Source organism: Variovorax sp. GW821-FHT10B04 (genome assembly GCF_059415645.1).
Window position 1 is genome coordinate 85490 of the sequence record NZ_JBWKNQ010000004.1, and the last position, 26722, is coordinate 112211.

The window sequence follows — 26722 nt, forward strand, 5'->3', positions numbered from 1 at the left end:
ACAGACCCCGGCCCGCCTCAATCGACCTGGACGCCGGACGCGATCAGCGCACGGCGCTTGGCCTGCTCCATGTTGTAGGAGCGCCGCATCATGACGCGCTGGGCCGGCAGGCCGCCGCCCGCCTGGAGCGCCACCACGAACTGCCAGCCGCCGTAGGCATCGGCGGTCAGGTCGCGGATCATGTTGTAGACACGCATGCGGGTCTCGACGTTGACTTCCGGCTTGGTGTGCAGGTACTTGCGGATGTACTTGCCGGACTCCTCGTTGCGCAGGTCGGACTCCAGCGGCAGCGTGAGGACGAGTCCGCCGCCGAGGTCGTGCAGGTACCGCACGGTCTGGTGGTAGTTGGCCGCGTAGTAGTACTTGGCCGCGTTGATGGCCAGCGTGTTGGGGAACACCATGCCGGACGGCGTCGTCTCGAAATGGCGGCAGGCGAAGTCGAGCGACATGCGCAGCATCTCGGCATAGGCGATCAGCTCGGCCACGGAGTTCTGCGTCACCGGGTCGCTGTCCTTGCCCTGCATCTCGTTGACGAGCTGCGCCAGCCCGACGAACAGCTCCGACAGGCGGACCGCCTCGACCATGCCGCCGGTGCGCTCCCAGAGCCCGAGCGATTGCGCCAGCTTGCCGGCAAGCTCGACCTCGCCCGCCAGGAACACGCGGTCCCACGGCACGAAGACGTCGTCGAAGATCACGAAGCCTTCGGGCATGCCGTGGTGCGAGCTGGCCGGGAAGTCGAAGGGATTGAGTTCGGCGGCGGCGACGCTGCGGTTGATGATCTTCACGCCCGGCGCATTGACCGGGATCGAGAACGACACCGCGTAGTCCGCCTCCTCGGCCTTCATGCCCTTGGTGGGCATCACCACCAGTTCATGGACCAGCGATGCCGCCGTGATGTGCAGCTTGGCGCCGCGCACCACGATGCCGTCCTTGCGGCGCTCCACGATGCGCAGGTAGAGATCGGGGTCGTCCTGCTGCGCCGCGCTGCGCTTGCGGTCGCCCTTGGGGTCGGTGATGACCTCCGCGGCACGCAGGTCGTTGTCGCGGCAGTAGCGGTACATGCGCTCGATGTTCTCGCCGTACATCGGGTTGACCTTGCTGACCGCATCCTTCACGCTCATCAGCGCCATGTAGACGCCCGTGACGAGCGTCCCGATGGAGGTGTGGTTCATCATCTCCACGCGCGTCCCTAGGTCCTTCTCGTTGCGCGGGATCTGGAAGATCCGGTGCGCGACGCCGCCCTCCTCGGTCTCATAGAGACGAAGCTCGCCGTGCTTCGGATCGTCGTAGCGGTAGTCGGCCATGACCGACTGGATCGGCATCCTGAATCTCGGATGGGTCGTGATGTCGTCGATGCGCTCGCCGTCCCAGAAGGTCACTCGGCCGTCGCGAAGGCTTTCCACGTACTGTTCGGGGGTCTTGATAGGCATGTCTGTTTCCTGAGTTGTTTGAAGAGTTCTTGAACGGGGGACGGTCAGACCAACTGGCTGCCGCGTCCTTCCCAATGCGGCGCCCGCAAGGCGGGCTTGTTGATCTTTCCGGCACCGGAAAGCGGCAGCGACTCGGTCCAGATCTCGAACGAGCGAGGGCACTTGTAGCTGGCGATCCGGCTGCGGCAATGGGCGATCAACTGTTGCTCGTCGAGCGCAATGCCCGGCGAGGCGCGCACCACGGCGTGGACGGACTCGCCCCACTTCGGATGCGGTATGCCGATGACGCCGCATTGCGCGACGCCGGGAAACGAATAGATCGCCGCCTCGACCTCGGCCGAATAGACGTTCTCGCCGCCGGCGATGATCATGTCCTTGAGCCGGTCGACGACGTGGAAGATGCCGGACTCGTCCATGTAGCCGAGATCGCCGGTGTGCAGCCAGCCGTTGCGCAGGGTCTGCGCCGTCAGCTCCGGCTTGTTCCAGTAGCCCTTCATCACCAGCGGTCCGCGCACGACGATCTCGCCGATCGAGCCCGACGGCAGCGGCCGGTCGTCGGGGTCGACGATGGCGAGTTCGCAGGCCATCAGCGGACGTCCGATGGAGTTCGCCTTGCCGAGCCGCCAGTTCTCCGGCCGGGTATAGAACGGCGGCAGCGACGACACGCTGGCGGTCGACTCCGTCATGCCGTAGCACGGCGTGAGCTTCACCTTCGGGAAGTGCTCGCGCGCCTCCAGCGCCAGCGATTCGGGCATCGGCGACGCGCCGTAGAGGATCGCCGACATGCTGGAGATGTCGCGCCGGGTGACGTCCGGGTGGTCGATCATCATCCGCAGCATGGTCGGCACGCAGGTCATGACCGTGATGCCGTGCCGCTCGATGGTCGCCAGCGCCTTGGCCGCCTCGAACCGCGACACCAGCACGGCGGTGCCCAGGGCCGTCATCGCCGGTATGGCGAGGCCGGCAGCGCCCACGTGGAACAGCGGCGAGATGATCATCGCGATCGACTCGTCGTTCAGCCCGATCTGCGCCGCGAAGACGAGCGAACTCGACATGAGGTTCTTGTGCGTGTGCATGACGCCCTTCGGCGTGCCCGTGCTGCCACTCGTGTAGAACAGGCAGACCACGTCGTCGTCCGCCGCGGGATGATCGTCTTCCGGCGCGATCGGGTCGGCGTCGCGCAGCAAGGCCTCGTAGTCGAGAACGCCTCCGGGGGCCGGCGCGTCGCCGAAGTGGATGACGTGCTCGACCGGCGTGCCTTCGACGGCTTCGGCCGACAGCGCCAGGTTGTGCTCGTCGACGATCAGGATGCGCACGTCGGCGTCGACCAGGATGGCCCTCAACTCCAGCGGCGAGAGCCGGAAGTTCAGGGGCACGAAGATGCCGCCGGCGCATGGCACGCCGTAGTAGTACTCCAGATACTGGTGGGAGTTGTGCGCCAGCATCGCGACTCTGTCGCCGGGCGCCATTCCCAGTTGCTTGAGCGCGGCGCCGAGCCGTCGACTGCGGTCGCCCAGTTCGTTCCAGGTCAGGCTTCGCGTCTCATCGACGACGGCGACCTTCTCGCCGACCGTTGCACAGGCCCGGCGAAGGCAGTGCGTGAAGCTGAAGGTGCTCGCCAATGGATGGACCTGCGGGTCCGTCGCCATCAGGGTCATGGATCTGTCTCCTTTGTTTTTATTCAACCGGCGCGTGATCGCGCGCTATGTCGTCAGCTCGGCACAGGCCTCCATCTGCGAATACATGGAACCGAACTCGCAGACCTGGCGTGCCACCAGTTCCAGCTGCTGCTGGACCGCGGCGTTCGTGCAGCGTCCGCCCGCATCGAAGCCGAGGTCGGCCGAGTTGATGCCCGCCGCGACCGGCGTCGGCCAGCCGCGCAGCGCATGGACGATGGAACGGACCGCGACGATGGTCGTGCCGATCGCCTGCGGCCCGTAGGCGCAGACGATGCTGCCGACCGCACGCCCTTCGAGATAGGGGCGCTCGTCGGCGCGCAATTCCTCGACGTAGTCGAGCGCGTTCTTCACCATGCCGGAGATGGAGCCGTGATAGCCGGGCGTGGCCAGCAGCAGCCCGTCGCATTGACGGACCGCCTCGACCAGCAGTTGCGCCTTGTCGGTCAGGAGTCCACTGCCGTACATCGGCAAGTCCAGGTCCGCCGCGGCGAACAGGGCCGTGCGGCAGCCGAGGCGCTTCGCGTGGTCCAGGCTCGCGCGCAGCGCGCGTTCGGTCGACGAGTTCTCTCGACCGGTACCGCCGATGCCGACGATGTACGGTTTGCTCTTCATCTCGGGTTCTCCAGAGTGGTGGGTCGTTGCGTCAGGCGCCGGGTGCCCGCAGGCGCAGTGCGCCGAGCGCCTTGGAACGTGGATCGCGGCTCGAGGCGACGCTCGACACGGTGATGTCCTCCTGGGCCACGCCGGCGTGGTTGGTCTCGGAGAAGCTCAGCGTTCCGATGGCGCCCTTGTAGCCACGGGTTCCGTTGAGCGCCTTGCGGACGACCTCGACGTCGAAGCTCTTCTCCTGCTCGATCACGGTCTTGAGCAGGTGCAGGAAGTCGTACTGCGGCGTGCCGGCTACGTAGGCCTCGATGCCCTTGACGCCGGGCGCGGCCTGCAGCTTCTTCGCGAGGGCGGTGTTGCGTTCGGAGGCCGGCGTGCTGTCGCTGTAGGTCCAGTTGCGGTAGTAGATGCCGAAGACGTTCTTCAGCGTCTGCTCCGGGACCAGATCGAACAGCGCGTCGTTGAACAGATTGACGTGGCCGATGATGGGCGGCAGCCAGCCCATCTTGGACATCGCGGTGAAGGCCATCGAGATGTGCACGTTGCTCGTCATCCAGACGATCACGCCGTCGCAGTCGGCCTTCTGGAGCGCCTGCACCTGCACCGTCAGGTCGGACGTGTTCATGGAGTAGGTCTGGACCGCCACGGCGTCCTGGCCGGTCAGCTCCTTGAGCTTGCGGCGCGATGCGCCCGCGGCGGCTTCGCCGAAGGGCGTGACCTCGTGCAGGATGCCGATCTTGCGCAGCTTCAGCTGGCCGCTCATGTATTGCGCAGCGGCCTCCCCTTCCTGCGTGGTCGTGTAGACGCACATGTAGTGATAGGGGTACTTGTCGGCATGGGCCAGCTCCTCGCCGTTGGCGATGCCGGTCTGGATCATCTTCGACTGGGTGGCCGAAGCCAGTGCCGCCAGCGTCTGCGGCGAGCCCGTCGGCCCGACGATGTAGTCGATGCCGGACGACTTGAGCTTGCGCACGACGGCCGGCTCCTTGGCCGGAGAGGCCTCGTCGTCCTCCTCGTTGAGAACCAGCTTGCGGCCCAGGATGCCGCCCGCCGAATTGATCTCTTCGAGGGCGATCAGGCCGCCGGCATACAAGGGCGCGAACGAACTCGCGAGCTTGCCGGTGGTCGGCCGTATCCAGCCGATGCGGAATTCGCCGGACTGCGCCGACGCCAATCCGGGCAGGAAGGACGAGGCGATGGTGCTCGCCGCGATCGATCCCGCCGTGCGCAATATCTTCCGCCTGCTCGGTGCGGAACTGAAGGGTGATACCGAACTCATGTCTCCGTCCTTTCGTCGTTGATTTGTAGGTAGGATAAGCTATGTTATGTTGTGCTGCAATCGTTCGGAACGGCTCTCGACATCGGTGTTTCCCCTCGTTGGCAAGCGGCTCCGGGCGGTGTCCGAAGCCGTCATAAGATGAGTTATGCTTTGGACGTCACACAACCCTTCGTCAAGCCATTCCCGTATGCGCGGTACCGCCCGAAAAACTCCTGCTGCCGTCTCTTCCTCCCCGCGCAAGACCACCGGCGCAAGCACCGATGGCGCCGCGCGCACCGCCAAGAAACCTGCGAAGAAAACTGCCGAGAGCGCAGCCAGGAAGACGACGGTGTCCGGGCGCAATGGCGGCAAGGATCGATTGAGCCGCGCGGACTGGATCGATGCCGGCGAGGTGATCCTCTGCCAGTCGGGCATCACCGGCGTGAAGCTCGCCGCGCTGACCGATCGCCTGAAGGTTTCGATCGGCAGCTTCTATCACCACTTCTCGAGCTTCGAGCACTATCTGGGCGACCTGGCCGACAACTACAGCGTCGAGCGGGTCCGCCACGAGCTCGACGTCGCAGGCGCGGCGGCGCTCAGTCCGCTCGACCGCATCCAGCGCCTCCGCACGGTGAGCACGCAGCTCGGCACCTTCGATCTCGACCGGGCGATGCGCGTCTGGGCCACGATGGACGAGCGCGCGGAGAAGACCCTGCGCCGCGCGGAAACGCTCGTCCTGTCCTATCTTGAACAGGCGTTCGAGGAGATGGGCTTCGACAAGGACGCGTCGGCGCTGCGGGCGCGCATCCTGCTGTCCGTCAACGTGGTGAATCTCGGCGAGTCCGATGCGAAGATGCACGAGGACTATCTGAAGAAGGTGCTCCAACTGGTGTCACGCCCAGGAGGCTGACGCGCCGGCGGCCGGACGCCGAACGCTCAGCCCCGTCCCCTGCGCTGGATGGCGGCGCGGCGTTCGGCCAGCGCGTCGGCGCTGAACGTGGCCTGCCATTCGGCCGATGCCGCCTTCTCGATCGCCAGCGCTTCGGGCAATGGCTTCGACATGCCTTCGTCGACCAGCGCCTTGTAGCGCACGAGGAACCCGGGCACGGCGTCCAGCATGTCGCCCGCCATCCGGAGTGCGCGCGGCATCAGCTCTTCCGGCGCGACGACGCGATTGACCAGGCCCCAGGCCAGCGCGAGTTCGGCGTCCACGTAATTGCCGGTGAACGACATTTCCTTGGCACGCGCGATGCCGATGCGGCGCGGCAGGCGCTGCGACAGCCCCCAGCCGGGGATCACGCCGACACGGCCATGGGTGTCCGCGAAGCGCGCCGCGCTGGACGCCATCAGAAAGTCGCATGCCAGTGCCAGCTCGAGGCCGCCGGTGGCCGTCGCGCCATTGATCGCGCCGATGGTCGCGCCCGGAAACGCGGACAGCGCAGCGACGACGTCGTGGTCCGGGCCGGCATCGAGCGGCGACGGCTCGCCAGGCGCCGGGCCCGCCGACAGCTCCGCCAGGTCCAGGCCCGCGCAGAAGGCCGAGCCCTGGCCGGTGAGGATCAGGACCCGCGTCCGTCCGTCGCCGGACAGTTCGCGCAGCGCCACGACGAAGGCGCGGCGAAGCGACATGGACAGCGCGTTGCGCGCATCCGGGCGGTTGAGCGTGAGCACGGCCAGGCCGGGCTCGGGGTGCGAGACGAGCAGGAGCGCATCGGGGTTCGTGGCCATCGACGACCTTCCTTCGTCAAACGGTGCGCTGGGCACGGTCGGTACGGTTGCGGTCGGCGATGGCGTCGCGCGCGGCCTGCCATTGCGCGTCGTCCCAGGCACCGAGCGACGCGAAGTTGCCGCCGGTCGCCTGGTACTGCGCACCGTCGATCGCGATGGTCTGGCCGGTCAGGTATTCCGCATGCCGGCTCATCAGGAAGACCGCGAGATTGGCGAGTTCCGGCATCCGGCCCGCGCGGTCCATCGGGTTGCCTTCCGGCTTGTGCTCACCGCCCTGCGGATTGAGGCGCGCACTCATGCCCTCGGTCGGGAACAGGCCCGGCGCGATGGCGTTGAACCGGATGCCGCGGCCGCCCCACTCCACCGCCAGCGACTGCGTCATGGCGTTGATGCCGGACTTCGCCATGGCCGACGGCACCGTGAAGGGCGAACCGTTCCACACCCAGGTGGTCACGATGCTCAGGACCGATGCCTTGCGCCGCTCGGCCAGCCAGCGCTTGCCGCAGTCGAGCGTCACGCAGAAGCTGCCGCGCAGCACGATGTTGGTGACGGCGTCGAAGCCGCGCGGCGAGATGTCCTCGGTGCGGCTGATGAAATTGCCGGCGGCGTTGTTCACCAGCCCGGTGAGCGCACCGCCGTCGGCCCAGATGCGGTCGAGCATCGCCGTGATCTGCTCGGGCTCGCGGATGTCGCAGCCCAGGCCGACGACCTTGCCGCCGTGCTGCGCCATGAGCGCGCCGGCCGTCTCCTCGACGACCGCACCGCGCCGCCCGCAGATATAGACCTGCGCGCCGAGCATCAGGAACGCCTCGGCCATCACCTTGCCGAGCCCGGTGCCACCGCCGGTGATGAGGATTCGTTCTCCGTCGAGGAGACCGGGCTTGTACATCAGGTCGCTGGGGTTCATCAGGGAGTCCAGGTGAGGTGGTGATGCCACGGCACGCGCAGTGCGTGCGGCTCGATCGGCGATTCGAGCCACTCATGATGGACACGCACGCACGCGGACGCCATCGTCGGAAGCGACGAACCTGCAGCCTCAGGAGCGCGACCCGACGCGTCGGCCCAGGAACTCGAGCACGGCCTGCCCCCAGGCGTCCGGACGCTCCCACATCGGCGTATGGCCGGCGCGCGGCACGAGCACCAGTTCGGCGTCGGGCACGGCATCGCTGACGGCGATGGCCTGCGCCACGGGGACCACGTTGTCCATGGCACCCGAGATCGCCAGCACGGGAACGCGGAGCTTCCGGTACTTGTCGGCGTCCAGCGCCGGTGCGGCGTAGGCATCGATCAACTGGTCGCGCAGCGCCGGCGTGGACGACTTCAGGGCGACCGCCAGAAAGCGCTCGACGTCGACGGGGTTGGCGTTGCGAGGATCGAAGTAGCGCGGCACGGCGCCCTTCAGGATCTCGCGGTTCTGCTCCACCGTGCCGAAGCTCGCGGCGCGCGCACGAATCGCGTCGCTCGCACCCGGCAACGGCAACTGCCGGGCGAAAGCGTCCGACGTCACCAGCGCGAGCACCCGCTGCGGGTACAGGGTCGCGAACTCCTGGCCGATGGCGCCTCCCAGGGAATGCCCGATGAGCACCGCACTCGGCAGGTTGAGCCTGTCCATCAGCACCGCGAGATCCTGCGCATGCTGGTTCATGGTGAAGCCGCTGTCCGGCTTGGACGAATCGCCGAAGCCGCGCAGGTCGTAGGCATAGGTCGTGTAGCGGTCCGACGGGAACTTGCGGATCACCTTGTCCCAGGTGTCCATCGACAGGCTGTAGCCATGCAGCAGGATGACCGGGATCGGGCCGTTGCCGTCGACCCTCACGGCGAGCTCGACGCCGTCGGCCACCGCGATGCGCCGCATCTCGGCCGCACGGCCCGGGCTCGGCCAGAGCCCGGCCGCGACGACCACCAGGACCAGCAGCATGACCTGCGCCGAGCGCGCCGCGAAGGCACGTGCCGTGTATGTCGGGAATCTCATGGTTGTTGTCTCCTTGGTATGAAAAGAAATGCGCGGCCTCAGGCCACTTCGAACAGCCCTGCCGCCCCCATGCCGCCGCCGATGCACATCGTGACGACGACGTAGCGCGCGCCACGGCGCTTGCCTTCGATCAGTGCGTGCCCGGTCAATCGCGCGCCGGTCATGCCATACGGGTGGCCGATCGAGATGCCGCCGCCGTTCACGTTGAACAAGGCCGGATCGATGCCGAGCTGGTCGCGGCAATACAGCGCCTGGCAGGCGAAGGCCTCGTTCAGTTCCCACAGGCCGATGTCCGAGACCTTCAGGCCGTGCGCCTTCAACAGCTTCGGCACGGCGTAGATCGGACCCAGCCCCATTTCTTCCGGCGCGCATCCGGCCACGGCCATGCCACGGTAGATGCCCAGCACGCCGAGACCGCGCTTCTCCGCCAGGCTGCGCTCCATCAGGACGCAGGCGGACGCACCGTCCGACAACTGGCTCGCATTGCCTGCCGTGACGACGCCGCCCTCGATCACCGGCGGAAGCTGGGCCAGCGATTCGTAGGTGGTCTGCGGGCGGTTGCCTTCGTCCCTGGCGAGCTCGACCTCGCGGTACGACACCGCACCGGTCGCCTTGTCGGTGACGGCCATCCGCGCCGTGATCGGCACGATCTCCGCGTCGAGCTTTCCGCTTTCCTGCGCAGCCGCCGTGCGCTGCTGCGACGCCAACGCATAGCGGTCCTGCGCCTCGCGCGAAATGCCGTACTTGCGCGAGATGAACTCCGCGGTCTGCAGCATCGGCATGTAGATGTTCGGTGCCGCCGCGATGGCGTTCGGGTCCTGTGCCTCGGTCGCCAGCTTGTAGAAGACGTTCTGCACGGCCGAGATGTTTTCCTGGCCGCCGGCCACGACGATCTTCATGTCGTCCACCACGATCTGCTTGGCGGCCGTGGCGATGGCCATCAGGCCCGAGGCGCATTGCCGTTCGATGGTCTGGGCCGCAACGCTCGCCGGCAGGCCGCCGACGAGTGCCGCATGGCGGGCGATGTTCATGCCGGCCGTGCCCGCCGTCAGCACCGCGCCGACGACCACGTCGTCGACTTCGGCGCCATCGACCTTCGCGCGGGCCACGGCATGGGAGATCGCGTGCCCCATGAGCGTCGGCGACTTGATGTGGTTGAGCGAGCCCCGGAAGGCGCGGCCGATGGGCGTGCGCGCGGTGGAGACGATGACGGCTTCTTTCACGATGGTGTTCCTTGGTTGCGGATGGATCGATGGGGGCGGGCCGATCGCACGGGGCGGCCGGCCCGTGGTTCAGGGGGCGCCCTGGAGCGACAGGCGCCCGCCCGTCGCTGCAAGTCGTTCGAGCAGCGGCGACACGCTCCAGTAGCCGAATGCGTTGCCGCGCCCGGATGCATGGCGGTTCAGCGCGGCCACGATCGTGCCCAGGCCGATCTCGTCGGCCATGAACATCGGGCCACCCCGGTCCACCGGAAAGCCGTAGCCCTGCGTCCAGACGACGTCGACGTCGCCGCCGCGGTAGGCGATGCCTTCCTCGACGATGCGCGCGCCTTCGCTGATCAGCGGATACAGGCAGCGCTCGACGATCTCGGCATCGGTGATGTCGCTGCGCCGGGCGATGCCGTGGTCGTGCGCGACGGCCGCGCACAGCGCCGTGAATGCGTCGTCGGGCAGCGCCCGGCGGCCTTCATAGCGGTAATAGCCGGCGCCGCTCTTCTGGCCGTGGCGCCCGCTGTCGAGCAGGCGCACGACCACCGCGCGGTAGGCCGGGTCGTCGGGCAGGCTGCCGGCCTTGGCGCGCTCGAGAACGATCTTCCCCGCCACGTCGGTGCCGGCCATGTCGAGCATCCGGCAGGGGCCCATGGCCAGGCCGATCGCCTCCAGGGCGCCGTCGATCCGGGCCGGCGTCGCGCCTTCCATGAGCAGGAAATCCGCCTCGCGCAGATAGCTCTCCAGCATCCGGTTGCCGATGAAGCCGTAGCAGACGCCCGACACGACGGCGACCTTGCCGATGGTCCGGGCGAGCTGCATGGCCGTGGCCAGCACGTCCGGGTCGGTCTGCGCGCCGCGCACGATCTCGAGCAGGCGCATCACATGCGCGGGACTGAAGAAGTGCAGCCCCAGGAAGTCGGCAGGCCGGCCGCTGGCTTGCGCGAGCACATCGATGTCCAGCGTGGAGGTGTTCGACGCGATGATCGCGCCCGGCTTGCAGACCCGTCCGAGCGTTGCGCAGACATCGCGCTTGACGTCCAGGTTCTCGAAGACGGCTTCGATCACCAGATCGCAGCCGGCCAGCGCCGCGAAGTCCAGTGAACCCTCGAGGCGAGCCATGCGCTCTTCGACCTCCGCGGCGGTGAGCCGCCCCTTGGCCGCGGTCGCATCGTAGTTGGCACGGATGCGCGCCAGGCCACGTTCCAGCGCCTGGGCATCGTTCTCGACGATGACCGTCGGGATGCCGGCGTTGGCGAAGTTCATCGCGATGCCGCCGCCCATCGTCCCGGAGCCCACGACGCCGACGCGGGCGATGCGGCGCAACGGCGCCGAGGTGTCGATGCCTGGCACACGGGCCGCCGCATGCTGCGCCAGGGACAGGTATTGCAGTGCACGCGATTCGCTGGAGGATTCGTTCATGGACATGGTGTGCGGAGTCGAAATGGAAAGAAGACAAGGAGAAGGCGACATGCGGCGGCGCCGCGCGCCCGGCAGGCCGCGCCGCCGCATGCAGCCCGTCGCTAGAGCGAATAGGCGAGCCGGGTGCCCTCGTCGATGGCGCGCTTGGCGTCCAGCTCCGAGGCGACCCGCGCACCGCCGATCAGGTCCACCTCCATGCCGGCCGCCCGCAGCGGGGCGACGAGCGTCTGGTCGGGGTCCTGGCCGGCGCAGATCACGACGTGGTCGGCCGCGCAGACCGCCGGCTTGCCGTCCACCGTGTAGTGCAGGCCTTCGTCGTCGATGCGGGTGTACGTGCAGCCCATCACCGTGCGCACGCCGCGGCGTGCCAGCTGCGTGCGATGGATCCATCCCGTGCTGAGCCCGAGCCTGGCCTTCGGTGTCTGCATGGTGCGCTGGAAGAGCGTGACATCCCGCCCACGTGCGGTCGCGGTCGCGGTCGCGGCCGGGGCCGCTGCGGGCTGGCCCAGGCCGCCCGCCGTCGAGATCGCGATGTCGACGCCCCAGCCCGCCAGGAACTCGTCGACCGATGCGTCGCCGGCATGGCCTGCGGTGAGAAGCTCGGCCACGTCGTGCCCGATGCCGCCCGTGCCGATGATCGCGACGCGCGCACCGACGTGCACCCGTCCCAGGATCACGTCCAGGTAGCTCACGGCCTTGGGATGGTCGATGCCGTCGATGTCGGGCGTGCGCGGCCGGATGCCGGTGGCGACGACGACGCGGTCGAACCTGCCGGCCACCAGCATCTGCCAGTCGGCCCGCACGCCGGCGCGCACGGTCACGCCGCTCGCGCTCACCTGCTGGCCGAAGTAGCGGATCAGCTCCCCGAACTCCTGAACCTTGCCGGGAATCCGCCGCGCCATGTTGAGCTGCCCGCCGATCGCGCGATCGGCCTCGAACAGCGTGACGTCGTGGCCTCGCGCCGCGGCGGTCGCCGCACAGGCCAGCCCTGCGGGGCCGGAACCCACCACCGCGATGCGGCGGCGGCCCGGCGCGGGGCGATCGTCGAACTCGGTCTCGTGGCAGGCCTTCGGGTTGACCAGGCAGGTCGCGAGGCGGCCGCTGAAGATGTGATCGAGGCAGGCCTGGTTGCAACCGATGCAGGTGTTGATCCGGTCGCCGCGGCCGGCGGCTGCCTTGGCCACGAAGTCCGGGTCGGCGAGCAGCGGGCGCGCCATGGACACCAGGTCCGCCGACCCCGCTTCGAGGATCGCTTCGGCCACCTCGGGCGTATTGATGCGGTTGGACGCGATCACCGGGATGCGCACCGCGCGCTTGAGCCGTGCCGACGCGAAGGCGAAGGCGCCGCGCGGCACCATCGTCGCGATGGTCGGCACGGTCGACTCGTGCCAGCCGATGCCGGTGTTGAGCACGTCGGCACCCGCGGCTTCGACCGCACGGGCCAGTGTGTCGATCTCGTCCGCGGTCATGCCGCCTTCGACCAGGTCGATGGCCGAGATGCGGTACACGACGAGAAAGCCGGCCCCCATCCGCTCGCGGATGCGCCGCACGATCGTCGTCGGGAAGCGCATGCGCTTGTCCAGCGAGCCGCCCCAGCCGTCCGTCCGGTCGTTGGTGCGCGGCGCCAGGAACTGGTTCACGAGATAGCCCTCGGAGCCCATCACTTCCACGCCGTCGTAGCCCGCGCGCGCAGCGAGTTCGGCGCACCGCACGAAGTCGTCCACCGTGGCTTCGACCTCGTCGGTCGTCAGCGCCCGCGGCACGCGCCGGTTGATGGGCGAACGCCTGCCGCTCGGGCCGACGAGCTGCGGATGCTTCGCGTAGATGCCGGCGTGCAGCACCTGCATCACGATGCGTGCGCCCGCGCCGTGGACCGCCGCCACGACGGGGCGGTGGTCCTCGACGGCCGCCACCGAGTCGAGCACGCTGCCGTCCTCTTCCACGCGCCCCTCGCGGTTCGGCGACACGCTGCCGGTGATGACCAGGCCGACGCCGCCACGGGCGCGTGCCTCGTAGAAGACGGCGAGCTTGCGGATGCCGTCGGGCTCGTTCTCCAGCCGCGTGTGCAGCGAACCCATGACCACGCGGTTGCGCAGTTCGATCGGCCCGACGCGCAGCGGCGACAACAGCAGCGGAAAGCCGTGGTCGGCCGTGGATGGCAAGGGCCGGGCCTGCGTCACGTCAGGCATCCAGCGGGTGGCGCTTCGGCACCGGCGCGGCATAGTGCGCCGCGTAGCGCTGGCGCAGCGTGACCTTGTTGATCTTGCCGGTGGCGGTGTGCGGTATCTCGTCCACCATCACCACGTCGTCGGGCAACCACCACTTCGCGACGCGCTCGCCGAGAAAGGCGAGGACGGCGTCCCTGTCGAGCGTCACACCCGGCTTGGCGACCAGCAGCAGCAACGGGCGCTCGTCCCATTTGGGATGCGCCACGCCGACCACCGCGGCCTCGTGCACGCCCGGGAAGCTGGCCGCCCAGTTCTCCAGGTCGATCGACGAGATCCACTCTCCGCCGGACTTCACGAGGTCCTTGGCACGATCGGTCAGGTGCACGTAGCCGTTGCGGTCGATCGTCGCGATGTCGCCGCTGTCGAAGAAGCCGTCGGCATCGAGTGCGCTGCCTGCCGGCTGGCCGTGGTAGGCCTGCACGATGCACGGCCCCCGCGCCCGCAGATGCCCCTGGCTGACGCCGTCCCACGGCTGCACCTTGCCGGCGTCGTCGACCAGGCGGAACTCCACCAGGTACGGCGGCCGGCCCTGGGTCTGGCGGATGGCGATCTCCTGTTCGGGCGGGAGCGCGGCGGTCTCGGGCAGCAGCGACCCGACGGCGGACATCGGCCCCATCTCCGTCATGCCGAAACCCGCCCGCACCTCGACACCATGCACGTTGCGGAACTCCTCCAGCATGGCGCGCGAGCAGGCCGAGCCACCGATGTACACGCGGCGCAGGTCCGGCAGACGCTGCCGCGTGCCGGCGAGCTGCGCAAGGATGCTCTGCCACACGGTCGGCACGCCGCCGCTCATGGTGACGTGCTCGTCGACGAGCAGCTCGACCAGCGAGGCCGCGTCCAGCCGCGCGCCGGGAAACACCAGGCCGGCGCCTGTCATGGGTGCCGAGAACGGCCACGACCAGCCATTGGCATGGCTCATCGGAATGACCTGCAGCACGACGTCGTGCGACGAGAACGCGTACATGTCCGGCGCACAGCCCGTCAGCGACATCAGGTTCACGGAACGATGCGAATAGACCACGCCCTTCGGCTGGCCCGTGGTGCCGGACGTGTAGGTCAGCGTGACGGCCGTGTTCTCGTCGAAGCGGCCCCATGCGAAGTCGGCATCGACGCCGTCGAGCCAGTCCTCGAAGCAGACGGCGTTCTTCAGCGTGGTCTGCGGCATGTGCGCCCGATCGGTCAGCACCACGTAGCGTTCGACACCGGTCAGCCGGTCGGCCACGCCTTCGAGCAACTGCACGAAGCTGGTGTCCACGAGGAGGATGCGGTCCTTCGCGTCGTTGATGATGTAGGCGATCTGCTCCGGGAAAAGGCGCGGGTTGACGGGCTGATAGACGGCGCCGAGCCCCGCGATGCCGTACCAGCAGGCCAGGTGGCGTGCGGTGCTCCAGGCCAGCGTGCCCACGCGGTCGCCGAAGCCGATGCCGTCGGCCGACAGGCGCTTCGAAATGCGCAGCGCCAGCTGGTGCAGCTGCGCATAGTCGGTGACCTCGATCGGCCCTTCGACGGACCGCGTGACGATGCGGCGCGCGCCGTGCTGCCGCGCCGCGTGTTCGATGATCCGGTGGCACAGCAGGGGCCAGTCCTGCATCATTCCTTGCATGAAGAAACCTCGCTGGAGTTGAGAGTCGGACGTGTGCCGGGCGGTGTGCCGGGCCACTGGGCGCTGTGCTCGCCGAGCGCAGGACTCGGGGACATCGCATGCGGCCGGAACCGCCGGTCGATGGGCAGCGGCATTGCCGGTATGGCGCGGCCGTCGTCGCTCTCGATCCGGCCGTCGAACAATCCGCGCGCCCGGAAGTGCGGCGAGTCGACGGCTTCCTGCAGCGACTTGACCACCGACACGCAGGCGTCGACACCGTCGAAGCGCTGCATCCACTCGTCGGCCGAGCGCGTGGCGACGATGGCCGCCACGGCGGCGCGCGTGCCCTCCGGATCGGCCGCGTCGTCGACCAATGCGGGAGCCTCGATCACCCGAAGAAAGGCTTCCCAGAACTTCTGCTCCAGCGGGGCGACGGCCAGGTAGCGGTCGTCGCGGGTGCGGTAGACCTGATAGCGCGGTGTGCCGCCGGTCACGAGCTCCCGCCCGGGCACGGGCCACTGGCCGGCCGAGAAGCCGTTGCCCAGCCCCCAGTACATGAACGAGAAGAGGTTGTCCGCCATCGACACGTCGATGTGCCGGCCATGGCCGTCGGCGTCGCGCGCGCGCAGCGCCAGCAGGATGTTCATCATGGCCGGATAGGCGCCGCCGGCGATGTCGGCGACCAGGGCCTGCGGAATGCCCGGCATGCCGTCGACGCCGGCCGTCAGGCCGAGCAGGCCGGTCTCGGCCTGGTAATTGAGATCGTGTGCCGCCACGTCGGCCATCGGTCCGTGCTGGCCCCAGCCGCTGATGGAGCAGTAGACGAGCTTCGGATTGAGCTGGGCCATGGCGTCGTAGCCGAGCCCCAGGCGTGCCATGACACCCGGACGGAACTGCTCGATGAGCACGTCCGCATCGCGCACCAGGGGCAGGACCTGCTCCAGGTGCGCCGCGTTCTTGAGGTCCAGCGCCAGCGATCGCTTGCCCTGGTTCAGCAGCGCGAAGTTGACGCTCTGCGTACCGAAGCGCGGCGCATACGAGCGCATCTCGTCGCCGCTCCCCGGCCGCTCGATCTTGATGACCTCGGCTCCGGCCTCGGCCATCAACAGGCTGCACAAGGGTCCGGGCAGCAGCGTGCTGAAGTCGACGACACGCACACCCGACAGCGGGCCGCGGCCCGGGGCGGCACCTTCGGACGACCGGGCGGCGCTCATTGGCCGTCCTGCAGGCTGCGCTGCTTGGCCACCTGCGCCCGGCGCGCGGGCGCGTAGGGCTCCTGGCCCAGCGCCCGATACAGCGCCGCGCTGACGTCGTGGTGATGGGCGAGCCCCGTGCGCTCGAGCAGGCTGATCGGCCCTTCGGGATAGCCCAGGCCGAGACACAGCGTCTTGTCCAGGTCGTCGGCCGTCGCGAGCCTTTCGTCGAGCCGGCGCAGCGCGGCATTGAAGTACGGGCGGATCAGCCGGTCGACGATGCGGCCGGGAAAATCATTGCAGACGGCGACGATCAGCCCGGCGGCTTCGAACGCGGTGCGCGCGGCCTGGAGCACGGCGTCCGGCGTGGCCGGCTGGCGCACGAGTTCGATCAGATTCGACGGCGCGGCGTCGCCCAGCCGATAGCGCGCGAAGCCGACGACGTTCGAGCCTTCGAGGCCACGCGACTCACCCGTGTGCGCACCCAGGCACTCGGTGCCGAGTTCGATGGCGACGAAGGCATGCCGCCCGGGCGCACCGGCCTGCCGGAAGGCCTGGCCGGCGCCGCTGCCGATGATGACCAGCGCCTCACCGTCAGGCTGCGCGGCTTCGAGGAACGCGTGGGACGCGTCGGACGCGTCGGACGAGGGAAAGGACCGGCTCTCGCCGGCCGAAACGATTCGGTAGTTCGACATCTCAGGCTCCGTACATCCGGCTGTCCCGGTAGCTGTGAAAACCCTGCCCGCTCTTCCGGCCGAGATGGCCGGCGGCGATCATTCGCTTGACCAGCGGCGGGCAGGCCGCGCGCGGTTCGTGGGTCGCGCCGTGCATGGCCTCGCACAGCAGGCGCTGCGTGTCCATCCCGACCAGGTCGAGCAGTTCGAGCGGCCCCATCGCATAGCCCAATGCGGTCTTGATCGCCCTGTCGATGTCGGCCGCCTCGGCCACGCCCTGCTCGACCAGCCGAATCGCGTCGTTGTTGAACGGGATGAGGAAGTAGTTGAGGATGAAGCCCGGCGAGTCCTGCGTGCGCACCGGCTTCTGCCCGACCGCTTCGCAGAATGCCCAGGCGCGCTGGAAGGTGTCGTCGCTGGTGTTGAGCCCGGGCGACATCTCGACCAGCTTCATCAACTGCGCCGGCAGGCAGAAGTGCATGCCGACGAACCGGTCCGCGCGGCCGGAACCGCCCGCGATCTCGGTGATGGAGATGGTCGACGTGTTCGACGCGAACAGCGTGTCGGCGCCGCACAGCGGATCCAGTGCCGAGAAGATGTCGTGCTTGACCTGCAGGTTCTCGAACGCGGCTTCGATGACCAGATCGCAATCGGCCAGGTCGGCCAGCGTGGTCGTGCCGATCCAGTTGTCCATGACCTCGGGAAGCCGCTCGGGCGCGAGCTTGCCGCGCTCGATCGACTTGCGCAGGAAGGCTTCGGTCTGGTCGCGGGCCCGCGCCACGGCATCGGCGCGCATGTCGAAGACGCGGGTCTTGAAGCCAGCGCGCGCACAGACGATGGCGATGCCCGCACCCATCGTTCCGCAGCCGGCGATGCCGACTGTCATGATCTCTTTCATGTGTGTCTCCAGCGGACGGGTGTTCCCGTCATTTGTTCAGAAAGCTGCGGCCGATCAGTTGCCGGTGGATCTGGTTGGTGCCTTCCCAGATCTGCGTGATCTTTGCGTCGCGCATCAGGCGTTCGACGCGGTAGTCCTTGCAGTAGCCGTAGCCGCCGAAGAGCTGGACCGCGTCGGTCGTCATGCGCATCGCGAGGTCGCTCGCGCGCATCTTGAGCACCGAGGCCTCGATGCCGAAGTCCTGCGCGCCGGCGTCCACCGACTCGGCCAGGCGCCACAGCCACGACTCGCACAGCACGAGTTCGGCGGCCAGGTCGGCCAGCATGAACTGCACGCCCTGGAACTCGATGACCCGGCGCCCGGACTGGCGCCGCTCGTTGATGTAGGCGACGGTGTCCTCGAAGGCCGCGCGCGCGATGCCGAGCGCATGGGCGGCCACGCTCGGGCGCGACCGGTTCAGCGACGCGAAGAGGATGCGCAAGCCCGCGCCGGGCGCGACGAGCAGGTTGTCGCGCGGCACGCGGCAACGGTCGAAGGCCAGCGTGGCGGTGCCGGAAGCGCGCGTGCCCATCTTGTCCTCCAGGCGCACCACCGACAGGCCGGGCGTGCCCTTCTCGACGATCAGCGCCGAGATCGCCTTCTTCGGATCGTCGATGCCCGCCCACTTGCCGAACACCAGGTACAGGTCGGCCACGTCGCCGTTGCTGATGAAGGTCTTGCCGCCCTCGATCACGATGTGATCGCCCTCTTCCCGGAACGTGGTCTGCATGCCGGTGGCGTCCGAACCCGCACCGGGCTCGGTGATGGCCAGCGCCCCGAGTCCGCCTTCCGCGATGCGCGGCAGCAGGCGGGCCTTCTGCGCGGCGGTACCGAACTCGATCAGCGGCTTCATGCCATGGAAGTTGGTCGCCCAGATGATGCCGGTCGACGCGCAGGCCTTGGAGATCTCGCGGACGCAGGCCAGATAGCACTGGTACGACAGCGGGGCACCACCGTATTCCTCGGGCACGAACATCGCGTTGAGCCCCAGCGCGTTGATGTCGCGCACGTTGTCCCAGGGGAAGGACGCATCGCGGTCGTGCGCTTCGGCGCGTGGCGCGATGCGCTCCCGCGCCATGGTGGTGACGCTGTCCAGCAGCATCCTCTCGTCGCCATTCAGGCGCAACGAGGCGTCGAGCCGATCGAACATGTTCATTTCTGGATTCCGCTTCAATGTGCGACGCCCTGGGCGCCGTCGATGTAGATCGTTTCCCCGGTGAGGAAGGGGATGTCGAGCGTGTAGAGGCCGGCGATCAGGCGGGCCACGTCGTCGGCGGTGCCGGGCTGGCGCGCCGGGATCCGCTTGTCCAGGTAGGCACGCAGCGGCCCCTGCGTCATCGCCTCGTGGTTCAGGTCGGTATGGATGTAGCCGGGTGCCACGTCGATCACGCGGATGCCGTCGCCGGCCCATTCGACGGCCAGGCAGCGCGTCATGGCACCTACCGCTGCCTTGGACGCGCAGTACGCGAGATTGCGCTTGACGCCCAGCTTCTCGAAGAACGAACCGAGGTTCACGATGAGCCCGCTCTTGCGCGCCGCGAGGTACGGATGGATGGCCTGGCAGCCGAGCAGGACCGACGTCGCGTTCGTTCCCATGACTTCTTCGTAGTGGGCCAGCGACGCCGTGGCGGACGGCGCGTCGAGGTGGACGCCCGCGTTGTTCACGAGCCCGGCGATCTCATGGCCGCGCGCGGCGATCTCCGCCAGCACGGCCTGCATGGCGCCGGGCTGTGTGACGTCGCAAGCCATCGGCAGCAGGCGCGCGGCGGCCTCTTCGCCAAGCCCGCTCAGTGCGGGCATCGCGCCCGAACGCGACAGGCAGGCGACCTGCCGGCCGGCCTGCGCGAGCCGGGATGCGATGGCCGCGCCGATGCCGCGGCTGGCGCCGGTGACGACGATACAAGTTGAATTCATCAGCAACCTTTGAAAGCGGGTGGACGCCGTTCGACGAAGGCCTTCATGCCTTCATCGGCATCGGCCGTGCGGTAGGCGAGCGTGGACAGGTCGGCCTCGATGCGCAGGCCTTCGGTCAAGGTGGTCTGCGACGCGCGCTGCACCGCTTCCCTGGCGAACTGGAGCGCGAGGCGGCCGAAGCCGGTGAACTCGCGTGCGAAAGCCGTCGCGGCGTCCATCAGCGGCGCATCGACGATGCGGTTGACGAGTCCGATGCGCAAGGCCTCGTCGGCCAGCACGGTCCGCCCGGTGAGGATCATCTCCATCGCCCTGGCCTCGCCCACCAGCCGCGGCAGCCGTTGCGTGCCGCCGTAGCCCGGAATCAGGCCGAGCTTGATTTCCGGCAACCCGAAGCGCGCCTGGGGCGCGGCCAGCCGGAACGTGCAGGCCAGTGCCAGCTCGCAGCCGCCACCGAAGGCGTAGCCATTGACGACAGCCACCGACGGGATGCGCAGCCTGTCGAGCGCCGCGAACACGGACTGGCCCAGCTCGGCCCCGCGCTTCTGTTCGTCCAGCGAGCGGTTCATCAGCTCCTTGATGTCCGCGCCCGCGCAGAACGACTTCTCGCCGGCACCCGTCACCAGCAGCGCGCGCGCCGCCGAGCGGTCGACCTCTTCCAGGGCCTTGCCGATGTCCCGGATCAGCGCGAAGCTCAGCGCGTTCAACGCTTCCGGCCGCTCGATCCGCAGCACCGCGAACTCTTCTTCGAAACTCAGTCGGATGGCCATTCAGGACTCCCTTGCCTGCGAGACATGGCGAACCGGCTGAGGCTGGAGCCTGCCGCTGCGGGCCCACTCCGCCAGTTCGCGCTTGAGCACCTTGCCGCTGGCCGTCAGCGGGAACGCGTCGGCGACCGTGTAGTACTCGGGCATGTCGAACTTCGACAGGCCCTGCGCGTCGAGGTGTGCGAGCATCTCGATGGCCGACGGCGCCCGACCGGCCGCGATGACGACCAGGCAGACCTTCTCGCCGAGTCGTTCGTCGAACACCCCGAAGGCCGCGGCCTTCGCCACCCGGGGATGCCTGTGTGCGAGGTCCTCGATGCGCGCCGGATGGATGTTGTGGCCGCCGCGGATGATCAGGTCCTTCTTGCGGCCGACGATCTGCAGGTTGCCGTCGTCGCTCATGAGGCCGAGATCGCCGCTCATGAACCAGCCGCTCGCATTGAACGACTGCTCCGTCGCGGATTGATTGGAAAAATAGCCGAGCATCAGCAGACCGCCACGGCCACCGATCTCGCCGATCTCGCCGGGCGGCGCCTCGGTGTCCGGATCGTCCTGCCGCCACAGCCTGACTTCGTAGCCGGTGCAGGCCTTGCCGCAGGTCGACACGATGGTCTCCGCATCGTCGGTCGGCCGCGTGCACTGGTGCGAGCCGTTCTCCGTCATGCCGTAGACGTTCTGCGGCGTGATGCCCATCTGCAGGAACCGCCCGGCGATGTCTCGCGGTATCGGCGCGCCGGCCATGTAGAAGATCGACACCTGGCCGAGGCCGACCGTGCCGCGGCCTTCCATGGCACGCAGCAGGTCCATGGCATGCGTGGGGACACCCATCACATAGGTGGCACCCGTCTGTTCGATCCAGTCGATGGGTTCGACCGCCGAACGGCGATCCGTCATGACGAGTTCGCATCCGGCGACGAGGCTCTGTTCGAGCGCGACCGTCGCGATGTGATGGCTCATCGGGCTCAGCGTGAGCACAACGGAGCGGTCGTCGTGCGCCCAGTCGGACACCAGCGCCCTGCCGTTGGCGAGCAGGGTGTTGTCGCTGTGCATGACACCCTTGGGCTTGCCCGTCGTGCCCGAAGTGAAGGCGAGGTACACCACCTTGTCCGGGTCTGCGCTCGGCGGCTCCAGCGCCATCGATGGCACCGGCACCGCCGCCACCGCGTCGCCGGGAAACGGCCGCGTGCCCTCCGGCGCGGACATGCCGGCAACCTGCGCGTCGAGAGCGAAGATCGCCTTCAGGCAAGGCAGGCCGACCAGCGCGGCCAGCGGGTCGCGCGTCGCGGCATCCGCGCCGTGGCCGGGCTGGGCGAACAGCACGCGGCTCTCGATGCGCTCGATGAGGTCGGCGATCTCGGCGCCCGTGTAGTTCTCGTGGAGAGAAGGGTTGCAGACATAGCCGTTGCGCGAGCACGCAAGGAACACCGCCACCACTTCGACGCGATTGGGCAGCCAGACGGACACCCGGTCGCCCTGCCGCAGGCCGACCTCGTCGAGTGCGCAGGCGACGCGATCGACCAGCCCGAGCAGCTCCGACCACGTCAGCCGGCGTTTCGCGTCGCGCAGGGCGAATGCACTGCCGCGCTGGGTCGCATGCCTGCGCAGCAGCCCGTACATGGTGTCGGGCTGCCAGGTGCCGTTGAGATAGAACCCGCGCGCGCTGCGCGGGTCGTGCAAGGTAAGTATCTTGCCCATGGGGTGCCGAACCGAGCCGCGGGCTCAGTGACCGAAGGTGTCGGTGTCGGGCGAGCGCCGTTCGGCGAAGGCCTTCGACAGCTCCTTCGACTCGTCGGTCTTGAGGTAGGTGCGCAGCAACAGGTCGTGCGCCATGCGCGACAGTCCGCCGACGCCGCCGTGCCGCGCGTTGAAGGCCGCCTTGATCGACGCCAGCGCGAAGGCGCCCCGGTCGGCGATCTCCAGCGCCATCTTCATGGTCGCTTCCTGCAGTTGCCCGTCCGGCACCACTTCGTTGATCAGGCCCATCTCGCGGGCCTGGGCCGCGCTCATCTTGGGATTGCGGAACCAGATGTCCTTGGCGCGCTTCTTTCCGACGAGGTCTTCGAGATACCAGGTTCCATAGCCGGCATCGAAGCTGCCCATCATCGGACCGACCTGGCGGAACACCGCGCTTTCCTTGGCGATGGTGACGTCGCACACCATCTGCAACACGTTGCCCCCGCCCACCGCGAATCCATTGACCGAGGCGACCACCGGCTTCTGCAGGCGATCGATGCTTTCATACATCTCCAACGTGGGCAGCACGCCCGCGTAGAGCGTCGTCTCTTCCATGCCGTTCTTGCGCCCACCGATGCAGAAGAACTTGTCGCCCGCACCGGTGATGACGAGCACGCGGGTGCGCGTTTCACGACGGACTTCGTTGATGCAGTCGCGGATCTCGTGGCACATCTTCTCGGTGAACATGTTGCCGTCATCGGGACGGTTCAGGGTCAGGGTTCCGACGGGTCCGTCTTCGCGATAGATGATCTCTTCGTATGTCACTGCTTTTGTCTCCAGATGTGTTTTCTGGAGGTCTAAAAAGCACCTTCCATGCCACGCGCGCCGTCATCGCCATGTCGAGGTGCATCGAGTGGCCTTTCTCCCCCCGGGCCTCGTTCTTGCGCAATGCCAGGCGAAAAGGAGTCGACTAAGGAAATGGTGAATAGTCGGCATCAAAGTGTCTTCATAGAATGCAAACACTGCCACCGCACCGCGTGATGTGTTCGCCCCGAAGACACGAACACTCGATCGAGACAAGTCCGGTAATTTGGAATATCTAATGAGAAAAGAGACGTTTGGCACGCTGGTCCTCTCGGCCAAGGAGGAAGTCCTCTTTGCCAGCGGCGCTGCAATCAGCGAAGAACTCGTGTCGGTACTCCGGGTGGAATGGCGCAGGCAGGGAACGGCGCAGCGCGGGCTCTTTGCGGTCGAAGCCGGTGGCAAGGGGCTGTCGGTGGTCGCCATCGCGTCGAAGGAAGCGACCGTCTTCCTGGTGTTCGAACGCGGCATCCACGACGTTCTCTTCGACTTCGCCGCCACTGTCGACTGTGCCGACGACATCCTGCGGCATCTGCTCACCAATCCGTACCAGGCGCTCACGGTGGTGGACCGCAACGGGTTCATCCGCTTCCTGAGTCCGATCCACGAACGATTCTTCGGACTCGGTCCGGGAGAAGCCGTCGGCAAATACGTGACCGAGGTCATCGAGAACACGCGACTGCATGAAGTCGCCCGCACCGGCAAGGCGGAGATCGGCCAATTGCAGCAGATGCGCGAGACCACGCGTGTCGTCACCCGCATGCCGGTGCTTGACGCGGAAGGAAACATCGTGGCCGCCATCGGCCAGATCATGTTCAAGGGACCCGACCAGTTGCAGACGCTGAGTTCCGAAGTGGCGCGGCTCAAGAGTGAAGTCTCCTACTACCAGCGCGCACTGTCCGGCCAGTTCGGAAAGCGCCACGGGCTCGACCGCATCATCGGACAGAGCAAGGCCATACAGCGGCTGAAGGAGCAGATCGCGCGGATCGCGCCCCTGAACGTGCCGGTGCTCCTGGTCGGCGAAAGCGGCACGGGCAAGGAACTGGTGGCGCATGCCGTCCATCTGCTGAGCAATCGCAGGGACGAGTCGATGGTGACCGTGAACGCCGCGGCCATTCCCGCGACGCTGGTGGAAAGCGAACTCTTCGGCTATGAAGCCGGTGCCTTCACCGGTGCCGAACGCAAGGGCCGCCGGGGCAAGTTCGAGCAGGCGAACGAAGGCACCCTGTTCTTCGACGAAGTGGGCGACATGCCGCTCGAGATCCAGGTCAAGCTGCTGCGCGTGCTGCAGGACGGGACGTTCGAGCGCGTCGGCGGCGACAAGTCGCGGGTCTCGAACTTCCGGCTCATCTCGGCGACCAACCGCGACTTCCCGTCGATGATCGACAAGGGCGAATTCAGGCTCGATCTCTTCTATCGGCTGAGTGTCGTCACGCTGCATCTGCCGCCATTGCGCGAACGCCTGGAAGACATTCCGCTGCTGGCCAACCAGGCGCTCTACGACTTTGCATTGAAGAACTCGACGAAGCAGAAGTCCCTGGCGCCCGACGTGATTCCGTATCTCCAGCAACAGAGCTGGCCCGGCAATGTTCGCCAGCTGATGCATGCGGTGGAGAGTGCCAGCATCTTTGCCGACTCCGACGTGGTGACCATCGACGAGTTCCGGGCCTTGCTGAAGCGATCGCCGACCGTCGAGATCGCCGGCACCGAAGACACGCTGCCGGTCGCATCGACATCGGCCGGCCCGCCGTCGGTACGCGACACCCTCGGCCAGGTCGAGGAGCAACTCATCCGCAATGCGATGAAGCAGTTCGACGGAAACAAGAAGCGCATGGCGGAGGAACTCGGCATTTCGCGGTCTTATCTCTACAAGAAGCTGGCGCTGATGGGTTTCTAGTCCGGACCGTCCAATGGGTTCGATCTGGCGACACATCGCCATTTGTGCGTTTTCGGCAAACAGCCGTGTACCCGGCGCAGTCACTTCGACACGCGCAACAGCCCCGTTTCACCTGATTCGCACGCCATTGGCTCTGGCACGTGGATTGCATGAAGTGGCATCGATGCCCTGATCAAGGAGGGCCATTCATGCAATCCAACAAGGTGGACTCTTGGCACTTCACGGCGCAATTGAACAGTCGATAGAAACCTCCATTCCGCCGGACGAGGAGAAGCGTTACTTCGGCATCGACGTACCCTTCATGGCGTACATCGGACTGACGGCGGTCCGCCTGGAGGACGGCATATGCCGGACCGAATTGGCATGGCAGCCGCATCTCGGCAACAGTCGCGGCGACATTCATGGCGGCACCATCATGAGCGCGATGGACTTCACGCTCAGCGCGGCGGCACGCGCCGACGATCCCCTCGGCCTCGGCGCGATCACCATCGACATGACGACCCATTTCTACAGGCCCGCGCGCACCTCGCTCACCATCGAGAGCCGCTGCACCCGGCGCGGCCACACGATGGCTTTCTGCGACGCGGAAGCCCGCGACGAGGCCGGTGCGGTGGTGGCGGTGGCACGCGGCGTATTCAAGCTGGTGGCCATCGCAGAGGCGAAGCCATGACGGGCCGCGCGGACCAGGCGCCCGTGCGCATTGCCATCGTCGGCGCTGGCAGCATCGGCGTGGCCTTTGCCGTCGTGTTCAGCCGCGCCGGCTTGCAGGTGAGCCTCTACGACCCCGACGCGCAACGGCGAAGTGCCGCGTTGCAGGAACTGCGCGATTGCCTCGACGACTGCGACCGCTTCGGGCTCGCGGGCGAATCGCCGGCGCTCGTCGCACAGCGCGTCCGGGTGACCGATTCGCTGGCCGATGCGGTCGATGGCGTGGCGCTGGTGCAGGAGTGCGCGCCGGAGCGGGCCGAACTCAAGCGCGAGCTCTTCCAGCAGCTCGATGCGCTGGCACCCGCAGAGGCCATCCTGGCGAGCGCCAGCTCGGCCCTGCCGGTCTCGCTGTATGCGTCGGAACTGGCAGGACGCGCACGCTGCATCGTGGCCCATCCCGGCAATCCGCCCTACCTGATTCCGGTCATCGAGATCGTGCCCGCGCCCTTCACCGACCCATCGGCTGCGACGCGCGCCGAGGCGCTCTATCGGCAGGCCGGGCTGTCGCCTGTGCGGGTGCGCAAGGAGGTGGAAGGCTTCGTCTTCAACCGGCTTCAGGGTGCGGTTCTGCGGGAAGCCTATTGCCTGGTGCGCGACGGCGTCGCCAACGTCGAGGACATCGACACGGTGATGCGGGACGGCCTCGGCCTGCGATGGAGCTTCATGGGTCCGTTCGAAACCGTCGACCTCAATACGCGCGGCGGCATCGCATCGCATGCGACGAAGATGGGTCCGGCCTATGAGCGCATGGGGGCCGAGCGTGGCCAGCACGACCCGTGGATTCCCGAACTGGTCGACACGGTGGACGGCCAGCGGCGCGCCATGTTGCCGCTGGCCCAATGGGCCGCGCGCGTGCGCTGGCGCGACCGCATGCTGATGCGCCTGCGCAGCCAGCGCCGCCATGACGTGGAGCCCTGGCCGCCCGAGGCGCTGGAGACGCCCGGCCGAAGCGGCTGAGCGCGGCCGCCGGCACCGGCCCGCGTC

General features: G+C 67.7%; 23 protein-coding genes. 4 read left to right on the forward strand and 19 right to left on the reverse strand.

The genetic code is table 11. The features are described from left to right. Window positions 1-17: 17 nt before the first annotated feature. From AC07PZ_RS11665 to AC07PZ_RS11680, 4 genes are read right to left on the reverse strand one after another with little or no spacing between them, the layout of a single operon-like run. A complete protein-coding gene (locus tag AC07PZ_RS11665; protein ID WP_495295250.1) occupies window positions 18-1430 on the reverse strand; it encodes a 4-hydroxyphenylacetate 3-hydroxylase N-terminal domain-containing protein in 1413 nt (470 codons plus the stop codon). Window positions 1431-1474: 44 nt separating this feature from the next. Continuing rightward, complete coding sequence (locus AC07PZ_RS11670; protein WP_495295251.1) at window positions 1475-3088, reverse strand: class I adenylate-forming enzyme family protein; 1614 nt, start codon at window positions 3086-3088, stop codon at window positions 1475-1477. A 45-nt stretch (window positions 3089-3133) separates the two neighbouring features. After that, window positions 3134-3721 (reverse strand): NADPH-dependent FMN reductase, encoded by a 588-nt coding sequence (locus AC07PZ_RS11675; RefSeq protein ID WP_495295252.1) that lies wholly within the window; start codon window positions 3719-3721, stop codon window positions 3134-3136. A gap of 31 nt (window positions 3722-3752) precedes the next feature. Then, window positions 3753-4994 (reverse strand): ABC transporter substrate-binding protein, encoded by a 1242-nt coding sequence (locus AC07PZ_RS11680; RefSeq protein WP_495295253.1) that lies wholly within the window; start codon window positions 4992-4994, stop codon window positions 3753-3755. Between the two features lie 328 nt (window positions 4995-5322). Between AC07PZ_RS11680 and AC07PZ_RS11685 the strand changes: the two genes are divergently transcribed. Beyond that, entirely contained in the window at window positions 5323-5883 is a 561-nt protein-coding gene (locus AC07PZ_RS11685; protein ID WP_495295254.1) for a TetR/AcrR family transcriptional regulator, read from the forward strand. A 26-nt stretch (window positions 5884-5909) separates the two neighbouring features. On the opposite strand, the gene AC07PZ_RS11690 is transcribed toward AC07PZ_RS11685, so the two are convergent. The 15 genes from AC07PZ_RS11690 to AC07PZ_RS11760 form a co-directional block, all read right to left on the reverse strand. Then, on the reverse strand, window positions 5910-6701 hold the full coding sequence (locus AC07PZ_RS11690; protein WP_495295255.1) for an enoyl-CoA hydratase: 792 nt from the start codon (window positions 6699-6701) through the stop codon (window positions 5910-5912). Between the two features lie 16 nt (window positions 6702-6717). After that, on the reverse strand, window positions 6718-7608 hold the full coding sequence (locus tag AC07PZ_RS11695; RefSeq protein WP_495295256.1) for an SDR family oxidoreductase: 891 nt from the start codon (window positions 7606-7608) through the stop codon (window positions 6718-6720). Between the two features lie 129 nt (window positions 7609-7737). Then, complete coding sequence (locus AC07PZ_RS11700) at window positions 7738-8673, reverse strand: alpha/beta fold hydrolase (RefSeq protein ID WP_495295257.1); 936 nt, start codon at window positions 8671-8673, stop codon at window positions 7738-7740. A gap of 38 nt (window positions 8674-8711) precedes the next feature. Beyond that, window positions 8712-9896 carry an acetyl-CoA C-acyltransferase gene (locus tag AC07PZ_RS11705; RefSeq protein WP_495295258.1) on the reverse strand — a complete coding sequence of 395 codons (1185 nt, stop codon included), beginning with the start codon at window positions 9894-9896 and terminating at the stop codon, window positions 8712-8714. Between the two features lie 69 nt (window positions 9897-9965). Continuing rightward, window positions 9966-11303 carry a 3-hydroxyacyl-CoA dehydrogenase gene (locus AC07PZ_RS11710; RefSeq protein WP_495295259.1) on the reverse strand — a complete coding sequence of 446 codons (1338 nt, stop codon included), beginning with the start codon at window positions 11301-11303 and terminating at the stop codon, window positions 9966-9968. 101 nt (window positions 11304-11404) lie between these two features. Further along, a complete protein-coding gene (locus AC07PZ_RS11715; RefSeq protein WP_495295260.1) occupies window positions 11405-13492 on the reverse strand; it encodes an oxidoreductase in 2088 nt (695 codons plus the stop codon). Beyond that, the gene (locus AC07PZ_RS11720; RefSeq protein WP_495295261.1) at window positions 13485-15137 is read right to left on the reverse strand and encodes a long-chain-fatty-acid--CoA ligase; all 1653 of its coding nucleotides are present in this window, start codon (window positions 15135-15137) and stop codon (window positions 13485-13487) included. The genes AC07PZ_RS11715 and AC07PZ_RS11720 overlap by 8 nt, the downstream gene beginning before the upstream one ends. Then, complete coding sequence (locus AC07PZ_RS11725) at window positions 15125-16330, reverse strand: CaiB/BaiF CoA transferase family protein (protein WP_495295262.1); 1206 nt, start codon at window positions 16328-16330, stop codon at window positions 15125-15127. The genes AC07PZ_RS11720 and AC07PZ_RS11725 overlap by 13 nt, the downstream gene beginning before the upstream one ends. Continuing rightward, entirely contained in the window at window positions 16327-17004 is a 678-nt protein-coding gene (locus tag AC07PZ_RS11730) for a 3-hydroxyacyl-CoA dehydrogenase family protein (protein WP_495295263.1), read from the reverse strand. Before AC07PZ_RS11730 ends, AC07PZ_RS11725 begins: the two co-directional genes overlap by 4 nt. Window position 17005: 1 nt before the next feature. Next, entirely contained in the window at window positions 17006-17881 is an 876-nt protein-coding gene (locus AC07PZ_RS11735; RefSeq protein ID WP_495295264.1) for a 3-hydroxyacyl-CoA dehydrogenase family protein, read from the reverse strand. Between the two features lie 28 nt (window positions 17882-17909). After that, window positions 17910-19076, reverse strand: coding sequence for an acyl-CoA dehydrogenase family protein (locus AC07PZ_RS11740; protein ID WP_495295265.1), 1167 nt, complete (start codon window positions 19074-19076; stop codon window positions 17910-17912). A 14-nt stretch (window positions 19077-19090) separates the two neighbouring features. After that, window positions 19091-19834, reverse strand: coding sequence for an SDR family NAD(P)-dependent oxidoreductase (locus AC07PZ_RS11745; protein WP_495295266.1), 744 nt, complete (start codon window positions 19832-19834; stop codon window positions 19091-19093). Beyond that, complete coding sequence (locus tag AC07PZ_RS11750) at window positions 19834-20601, reverse strand: enoyl-CoA hydratase/isomerase family protein (protein ID WP_495295267.1); 768 nt, start codon at window positions 20599-20601, stop codon at window positions 19834-19836. Before AC07PZ_RS11750 ends, AC07PZ_RS11745 begins: the two co-directional genes overlap by 1 nt. Then, complete coding sequence (locus tag AC07PZ_RS11755; protein WP_495295268.1) at window positions 20602-22293, reverse strand: class I adenylate-forming enzyme family protein; 1692 nt, start codon at window positions 22291-22293, stop codon at window positions 20602-20604. A gap of 24 nt (window positions 22294-22317) precedes the next feature. Then, window positions 22318-23097 (reverse strand): enoyl-CoA hydratase-related protein, encoded by a 780-nt coding sequence (locus AC07PZ_RS11760; protein ID WP_495295269.1) that lies wholly within the window; start codon window positions 23095-23097, stop codon window positions 22318-22320. Window positions 23098-23374: 277 nt separating this feature from the next. Between AC07PZ_RS11760 and AC07PZ_RS11765 the strand changes: the two genes are divergently transcribed. The 3 genes from AC07PZ_RS11765 (at window position 23375) to AC07PZ_RS11775 (ending at window position 26695) form a co-directional block, all read left to right on the forward strand. After that, complete coding sequence (locus AC07PZ_RS11765) at window positions 23375-25030, forward strand: sigma-54 interaction domain-containing protein (protein WP_495295270.1); 1656 nt, start codon at window positions 23375-23377, stop codon at window positions 25028-25030. A gap of 211 nt (window positions 25031-25241) precedes the next feature. Beyond that, the gene (locus AC07PZ_RS11770) at window positions 25242-25700 is read left to right on the forward strand and encodes a PaaI family thioesterase (RefSeq protein ID WP_495295271.1); all 459 of its coding nucleotides are present in this window, start codon (window positions 25242-25244) and stop codon (window positions 25698-25700) included. Further along, window positions 25697-26695 (forward strand): 3-hydroxyacyl-CoA dehydrogenase, encoded by a 999-nt coding sequence (locus tag AC07PZ_RS11775; protein ID WP_495295272.1) that lies wholly within the window; start codon window positions 25697-25699, stop codon window positions 26693-26695. Before AC07PZ_RS11770 ends, AC07PZ_RS11775 begins: the two co-directional genes overlap by 4 nt. Window positions 26696-26722 lie beyond the last annotated feature (27 nt).